This is a genomic window from Pseudoalteromonas sp. SWXJ133 (genome assembly GCF_015864365.1).
Lineage (GTDB): Bacteria > Pseudomonadota > Gammaproteobacteria > Enterobacterales > Alteromonadaceae > Pseudoalteromonas > Pseudoalteromonas arctica.
On record NZ_JADYXJ010000021.1, the window covers coordinates 79,218 to 87,152 of the forward strand.

Below are 7,935 nucleotides of genomic sequence, written 5' to 3' on the forward strand. Positions count from 1 at the left end.
GTAAATTTACTGCACCTAATTAATTTAAACCGTTACGATTAGTATTGATAACTTAGCCCTACACCACCCCAAAATATATTTCGAAGTGTCTCGTCACCTGCAAAGCGTTTTTCATCTTTATTAACGGCAATGCTATAGCTTGTATACGTGTATAAGGCTAACTGATTAAAAAGCTGATACGACAAGTTTGCAGTAAACTTTACGTTGTTAATTCCGTTGTGCCCATCATTAACATACCCCGCATTAAACCCCACGCCCGATTGAATATCCAATAATAGTAAATCGTTAATATAAAAATCTTTTTTTACTGCCAGCTCCAAAAATGTACCGCTGGCATCAAATGAATGATAAACACTACTTAATAACTGAATATCGTCTGCATAAAAATACGCAAAGTCGAGGCTTAGCTCATTATCGTGAGCATCAATGCCTTCTTCACGAGCTTTAATATAGTTATAACCTACATACATCTCTATCCGCTCAGATAAGTGAGCGGTATAAATAGCATTTAAATTAAGCTCTGAATAATCACTACTAATACCTTTTGCCGCCCAAGGGATCACCGCAAAGTTTTTATAATTAAACTCAGTAGCAATTGATGCAATACCATTACCAGCAAGGTTATCTCGACCTTCGGTTACATATCGGCTTTCCCATAATGGGTGAATATGTAAATCAAACTCTTTATTTTTATAATTTACGTCAGTATTGGTATGCTTAATATTTCCGCCTACGCCCACTTCAAGCTCTTGATAGTGCTCTTGTGTTTTTGCTTGTGCGTAAGCTGTATTTACTCCCGCTAGAGTCGTAATAACAAATACATATTTTAAATAGTGAGTCATTTATTAAGTCCAAAACCATCATAAATGGTAAAAAGTGGCGCATAGTATTGTTATAAAACGTGTTAGCGCAATAAATGGATGCATATATATTGTTTTATTTATTAGATTTGAAGTATTTACTAAGTATTACCCATAAACTACAAGTTGCAATTAGCTCGGATTTCAACCAACAAACCAAAGCTATATACGCACCGAGCAATGCTCTAGCAGGTACTTAATTTAATAGTAAAATGATAGTTATAGTACTCACGGTGAGGTGTTCCCTATTACAAAAACAGGAAAAGTATAAGTAGGAAGTGTAAAAAAGTGCGATAAAGGGGAAAACTATAAGCAGCAATAACTCATTAAGCTGCTTATTATTCTTAAAATTATTAACCTAATTTGTTGGCCAGTTTAGTGACTTAAATAAGCCATAACGGCAATGAGTGCAACATAAAAACAAAAACCGAGTAAGAAGATTAAGTCGACTCTTCTAGCTTTACTCGCTTTATAAGATGCAAAATCCTTAAACTCGCTTTTATACTGCCCAAACGTAACCACTTTTAATAACAGCCAGCCGGTCGAGTAAAATAAAAAGCTCAAGCCAGTTTCAACTATTAACCAAATAAAAATCTCAAATGCAATACTCATTAACTATGTCCATTAGTTTGGAATACAAAAACTATATCAGCTATGTGTTTAAAATACAGCCAGCTAAGTTAATTAAGGTGTAACAGTAAATTTCGTTAGACCTATTAACTGACCTGATTCGGTGACTACTTTTACTTGCCACTTACCAACAGAGTCACTAGGGAAATTTACCTTGTGGGTCCATGCTCTGTACCCAAGCTCTCTCCCGCCGTTTATATTTAACGTGATCCGATCAACTTCCTTTTTATTATGAAGCCACACATGAAATATTTTTTCATTTAAGCCTCTTGGTGCTTTAACAGCGGTCCAACTATATAAACCTTGATGGTGCAGTGTATAAGAGTCTAACTGTTTAATACTCCCTACTGGCTTTTTATGCTGTAAATCAACTTCATGAGCTAACGTAATATCGGTTAATCGCAGCGCAGCAGGAGGCACATAGCTCCTTAATTGCCACACAGCAGTGCTCAAAGCACATAAAATCAATACAAGAATAGGAAAACGCCACCAGCGTGCATTAGGCATTAAATTGTTTAAACTCGGTAGAGTAACCACTACAGCCGTTACAAGAGCTGCGGCTAAACTTTGGCTTGTTGTAAGGTTTAACAAAATAGGTAATGTAACGAGTAAAACAACGAATAAAGCAAAGTTATGAAACACACTAAATAACGTACGGTTTCTAGCAAGTTTTTTGTAATAAAAGGGGTCTATAACCGATATAACCGCACACAAAACAATGAGGGAGGTAAAAATTGCTTGAGGATGATCCCACTGTGTAACCGCTAAAAAAAACGGCAAAGCAAAAAATAGGCTTTCTTGTTGCACCATTTGCAGAGCAAAACGCATTACATTAGGAGATACAGCCACACCAAACTTTTCTTCTACTTTGTCACGTAACCAATTATCAATAATTAGCCACAACCAACTAATAAGCAAAAATATCGCAATAACTTGCGAAAAAGACTCTTTTCTATCTACAAGTGCAAAGCTAGCAACGCCCGACAAAAATGCCAACACAGCCAACAATCCAGGTCGCTTTTGCATCGCGCTTATAAATTTAGCGATTATATTTTTACAGTAATCCATGTATGAGTGTTTCCGTACGGGTACGTACTTTATTATTTTTATTCAGAGTATGATTAGTTTAACCAAGTTTAAATGAACAACAGATAGATGGATGGATTCAAACGCGTCATTTACCAGTAAATCAAACTAACCATTTTAATTAAATAAAAGCCCGGCATAGCGCGTCATTGGTACGTTTATTAATTTTTGTAACGCGTGAGCTTTAGCAAGTAATTCATCTTCACTAAGTGCAGGCATTTTATTGTTAAAAGCGAACACAATTTTATTACCGCCTTCAATAATAAAACTAAGAATCTTTCCTGCAAATTCTTTCTCAAGTAGTTGATCAAACGCTTCCCTTTGCCCAACTTTGGTATGGCAAATATTAAGTACTAAAACACCATCAAAAGTGAGCGCATTTTTACAATCGCGTAAGTAAGATGATTGCACCTGATCTGATTCCATCCCTTCTGAGCTATATAAATCAGAAAAAATAACGTCCGTTTTTATCTGCGTGTTTTTCATGTAGTTTGCCGCATCATCAATATGAATAAACAAACGTTCTGACACAGGAACTTCAAAATATTTTATAGCCATATCAGCAACGGCTTTTCGGTATTCAACGGTATGTATAGTCAATGCAGGAAACGCATGATAAAGACTTTTTGCTATAGAGCCCGCCCCAAGTCCCATTATCATCGCGGTTTTTAAGTGCGGAATAAAAAAAAGCGCAGCCATCATAGCTTGCGTATAAGCTAAGCTTAACCCGTTAATATTATTTAATTTAATACAGCTTTGATAAATTTTTCCGTCAAAGCTGAGAATAAGATTCTTTTTTGTTTGATATACATAAACAGGGCCATGCTCATCAATAGTTGATGCAATACAAGTGCCTTTGATATCCACGAATACTCAATAGGTGAAGTGATGAAAAATGAGTATAACTTACTTAACGTAGTCCCATTGCTATTAATATGATTTATAGCACTTTTATTAATCGATAGCATTTATACACGTACTCAAAAAAGTCGGTTTATCATTTAGGTTAGATCAGCTGAAGTATTTGCCTTTATAGCTAATTAAAACTTATCCAGTGATGACTTTTAGTATAAACAACGACGCAACATGCTAAAAATTTGGCTAATGTACTGTTATAGCTATAAAAACCCCCTTTGAATATTCCTCATGTTCAACATGAATAAAGTGCACACCCAAACAAGGGAAGTCTAAACGGCTAAACACCCATCCTTTATTTTTATCGATTTATGCCTTTTTTTCGTCAATTGCTACGTAATCGAATCTAACAATAATGATTAATGAATATGACTCATGTTTTATGTGAAATTAAACCGTTTTTCTTCATATACCAATCAACGTATAAATTACTCATCCCTTAGCGCTAAACACTATTACTAACAACTTAAAGCCGCTGAATAACAAAACCAGCTAAGTAAGTTGCAAGGCTAATAAAGCGCAGAGCATCAATCAGGTTTAAATTATAAAATTGGATATAAACACGATGAAAAAAGATTTTACATTTAATATTAAGAGCGTTTCACTCGACGAAAATTATCATCCATCAACTAATACGCGTATCACAACCAACTTTGCTAATTTAGCCAGAGGTGAATACCGCAAAGCAAACTTGCGTAACGCCTTAAACATGATTAACAACCGTTTTAATGCCCTAGCCCATTGGGATAACACCAAAGGTGAGCGTTATGCTGTTGAGCTTGAAATTGTCTCTGTTGAGATAGGTATTGAAGACGGCGGCGAAAGCTTCCCATCAATCGAAATATTAAAAACAAATATTGTTGACCATAAAACTAATAAGCGCATTCAAGGCATTGTAGGAAACAACTTTTCATCGTATGTGCGCGACTACGACTTTAGCGTACTCCTACAAGAGCACAATAAAGGCAAGCCTCAATTTAGTATTCCTGATGACTTTGGGGTTTTACATGGCAAGCTATTTCAGTCATTCGTGAATTCGGATACATACAAACAAAACTTTAAAAAACCGCCGGTTATATGCCTAAGTGTGTCAGATAACAAAACCTACAACCGTACCGAAAACCAACACCCGGTACTTGGCGTTGAATACGAACCAAATGAATCGTCTTTAACAGAGCAATATTTCAAAAAAATGGGCTTGCAGGTGCGTTACTTTATGCCGCCAAATAGTGCCGCGCCTTTAGCATTGTTTTTCTTTGGTGATTTACTTAATGATTACAGCAATCTTGAGCTTATAAGCACCATTAGTACGATGGAAACGTTTCAAAAAATCTACAGACCAGAGATTTATAATGCCAACGCAACAGCGGGTAAATCATATAAACCAAACTTAAAAAACTTGGACCACTCATTAACTCAAATTGTGTATGACCGAGAAGAGCGCGGCAAGTTAGCAAATGAACAAGGCAAATTTGCACAAGAGCATTTTATCAAGCCGTACCAAACGGTTCTTGAGCAATTCTCTACTAGCTATCTGTCATAACAACTAATAGTAACAAGCAGTAATAACGCGCTTAACGTTACGTTTAATAATTAACTAAAATATACGGCATTATTTATTATGAAAAAATTACTACCTACATCTACCGCTGGCAGTTTACCTAAGCCTTTATGGCTTGCAGAGCCAGAAACACTTTGGTCACCTTGGAAATTACAAGGTTATGAATTAACCCAGGGCAAACACGACGCCCTACGCTTGTCATTATTCGACCAGCAACAAGCAGGCATTGATATTGTTAGCGATGGCGAGCAAACAAGGCAGCATTTTGTAACTACATTTATAGAGCACCTAAATGGCGTTGATTTTGAAAAGCGCAAAACAGTAAAAATTCGTGACCGATACGACGCAAGTGTACCTACAGTTGTGGGCCCTGTTAGCCGTCAAAAGTCTGTGTTTGTTGAAGACGCTAAATTTTTACGCAAGCAAACCAAACAACCTATTAAATGGGCATTGCCAGGCCCAATGACAATGATCGACACGCTTTACGATGACCATTATAAAAGCCGCGAAAAACTAGCGTGGGAATTTGCCATAATTCTCAATCAAGAAGCAAAAGAATTAGAAGCCGCAGGCGTTGATATCATCCAATTTGATGAGCCCGCGTTTAATGTATTTTTTGATGAAGTAAACGACTGGGGAATTGCCTGTTTAGAGCGAGCAATTGAAGGTCTTAAATGCGAAACCGCAGTGCATATTTGCTATGGCTACGGCATTAAAGCAAATACAGATTGGAAAAAAACACTAGGAAGCGAATGGCGACAGTACGAAGAAGCATTCCCTAAGCTTCAGCAATCTAATATCGATATTATCTCATTAGAGTGCCATAACTCCCATGTACCAATGGATTTACTAGAACTCATTCGCGGTAAAAAAGTAATGGTAGGCGCAATTGATGTAGCAAACCACACTATCGAAACGCCAGAGGAAGTAGCTAATACGCTGCGTAAAGCACTGCAATTTGTAGATGCCGACAAACTCTACCCGTGTACCAACTGCGGCATGGCTCCACTACCTCAACATATAGCCAGAGGTAAACTAAATGCCTTGAGCGCTGGGGCTGAAATTATAAGAAAAGAACTAAATAAGTAAAGTCGGGTTTAAATCTAAATACGCCCTACGATGAATCAACTTACCTAACGGCATTGAAAAGTAAGAAAACACCACTGTTAAAACTTGCGGTGGAAAGTGAGCTTAAATGCTTGCTGTCCATCTCAGGGCGTGTTGTTATAATTTTAATTAGCTGTAAACCCAAATTTTGACACATCATTAGTCCATTTTATTCTAGATTCTTCCGTAGAGTTTATAATTGAACCAATCATTTTACTTTTTGAAAACCAACAAACACTAGTGTACATGTCTTTAACTGTTTAATGGCTGGAGCCCCTTGAAATAAAGAATAATACCAAGGTGGAGTATCCATTTTGATCACAATACGAGCTGTTTTATTTATTTTAAAAATATTTTTTTTAACCAGTCAACCTTACCATTGGTATAAACTATAACGCCTTGAAGTTTAGACAATGTTATCCCTAACTGCTTAGCTTATTTAATTAATACAAGAATCTCAATATCTGACTCTTCATATACCCTGTAACGACCTTTGCTTTGAGGCTGCCTGATTAGCCCTATTTTTGATGCATCACCGATGTACATAAGTACCAAACTTATAACGAGCCATGGGTTGATGAGTGTTTTGTTTATTCACTAAGCGATGACAAATAGTTGGTTACAATGTGCTAGGCAAGAGCGCAGCCAACTGTTTAAAATCCGTTTAAGCAGCTTGTTTTATTTATCCAAACCATTGTTTTAATGTTTCTTTTGCTTTTATCGCATGCTCACTTTTAATATAAGCAGCTACAGCCGCAATTGCTGCGACTAAAACACCAAGATCATCAGAATAACCTATGATAGGTGTAATATCAGGGATCGCGTCTATTGGCGAAATAAAATACCCAAGGCCCCCATAAACTGTAGTTTTAGCCCAAGTCGGTGTGTCTGAATCTTGAGCTGAGTAATATAGCTTTAGTGCTGGTTCTAGGACTGTTTCTCCTGCAACCTTTGCAAAGTTTTTAGTTTTATCCCAAAAACTATTTTCGCTAAACTCTTTTTCAAATTTATTATCTGACAATTTTAATTACTCCATTTCTGAGTGAAAACCCCTATCACTTAAGCACTTGATTTTATCGCTTTCAGGCCGTCCTAATCATCAGTAATCAAATTTAGAAGAGGCTCTTTTATAGTCTCAACTTTTGAGCCAAGTATTGTTAGTTTACTTTTATCATCTGATACGGCGTTGATTACATAAATTAAATGGACACACTGATCAATATACCTTTCAGTTGGTGATCAATACATAAGTACGATTCCTATTACGGCAAACCATAATGCTAATAGGCTTTGTTTTCAGGAGTTGTTGAGGTTTACTACCATGTTTGGATTCACTCTTAACGAGTAACCAAACAAGCCTATATTAACCAAACATAACTAAACATCATAACTAAACAAGACAGCTAACTAAACAAGACACCCACTCTATTTTTAATCTGGCTATTCACTTTTAGGTTGAGAATTTATCTTTTAATATTGGGTTACTTTTATTTCATCCATTAAATAAGTCATTAGCACGTTAAAACCTGAATTACACGCATGATAATAACTACATAATTGCAGTTTTAATGTTTACTGAATGGTTTTACTGAGTAGCTTAAGTATTATGCGAGTAGCTTTTCGCAGTTGCTAATATTTGATCGCCGTTTCCGCTGTAAATTTTCACAGTAACTTGCTTGTGAGGCTGGCCTGCCTACTGCACCATGAAATACGCGCGTAAATTGCGTAGTCAGTTTTAACCAGTTCTCTGGGGAGATATTAAGCCTTTCTAACAAA

8 protein-coding genes and 1 pseudogene are annotated in these 7,935 nt (G+C 36.4%); 3 read left to right on the top strand and 6 right to left on the bottom strand.

All coding sequences use genetic code 11. The annotated features are described in order from the left end of the window. Positions 1 to 38: 38 nt before the first annotated feature. Positions 39 to 842, bottom strand: coding sequence for a hypothetical protein (locus I6F40_RS14765; protein ID WP_197193148.1), 804 nt, complete (start codon positions 840 to 842; stop codon positions 39 to 41). Between the two features lie 74 nt (positions 843 to 916). Between I6F40_RS14765 and I6F40_RS19740 the strand changes: the two genes are divergently transcribed. Next, entirely contained in the window at positions 917 to 1,060 is a 144-nt protein-coding gene (locus tag I6F40_RS19740) for a hypothetical protein (protein WP_231609371.1), read from the top strand. A gap of 175 nt (positions 1,061 to 1,235) precedes the next feature. Here I6F40_RS19740 and I6F40_RS14770 read toward each other — a convergent pair whose 3' ends face one another. The 3 genes from I6F40_RS14770 to I6F40_RS14780 all read right to left on the bottom strand — a co-directional run bounded on the left by I6F40_RS14770 (position 1,236) and on the right by I6F40_RS14780 (position 3,443). After that, positions 1,236 to 1,472 carry a hypothetical protein gene (locus I6F40_RS14770; protein WP_197193149.1) on the bottom strand — a complete coding sequence of 79 codons (237 nt, stop codon included), beginning with the start codon at positions 1,470 to 1,472 and terminating at the stop codon, positions 1,236 to 1,238. Positions 1,473 to 1,544: 72 nt separating this feature from the next. Beyond that, positions 1,545 to 2,558, bottom strand: a complete 1,014-nt coding sequence (locus I6F40_RS14775; protein ID WP_197118459.1) for a DUF5924 family protein — start codon at positions 2,556 to 2,558, stop codon at positions 1,545 to 1,547. A gap of 135 nt (positions 2,559 to 2,693) precedes the next feature. Continuing rightward, positions 2,694 to 3,443: a spermidine synthase gene (locus tag I6F40_RS14780; protein WP_101163867.1), complete on the bottom strand. Its 750-nt coding sequence runs from the start codon at positions 3,441 to 3,443 to the stop codon at positions 2,694 to 2,696. 613 nt (positions 3,444 to 4,056) lie between these two features. Here I6F40_RS14780 and I6F40_RS14785 point away from each other — a divergent pair. Beyond that, positions 4,057 to 5,034: a DUF1852 domain-containing protein gene (locus tag I6F40_RS14785; RefSeq protein ID WP_197193150.1), complete on the top strand. Its 978-nt coding sequence runs from the start codon at positions 4,057 to 4,059 to the stop codon at positions 5,032 to 5,034. 78 nt (positions 5,035 to 5,112) lie between these two features. Next, a complete protein-coding gene (locus I6F40_RS14790) occupies positions 5,113 to 6,141 on the top strand; it encodes a methionine synthase (protein WP_197193151.1) in 1,029 nt (342 codons plus the stop codon). A 700-nt stretch (positions 6,142 to 6,841) separates the two neighbouring features. Here the strand turns inward: I6F40_RS14790 and I6F40_RS14795 are convergent. Further along, a complete protein-coding gene (locus I6F40_RS14795) occupies positions 6,842 to 7,180 on the bottom strand; it encodes a YkvA family protein (protein ID WP_024608283.1) in 339 nt (112 codons plus the stop codon). A 583-nt stretch (positions 7,181 to 7,763) separates the two neighbouring features. Beyond that, a pseudogene (locus I6F40_RS19745) lies at positions 7,764 to 7,935 on the bottom strand (transposase); the annotation flags it as partial.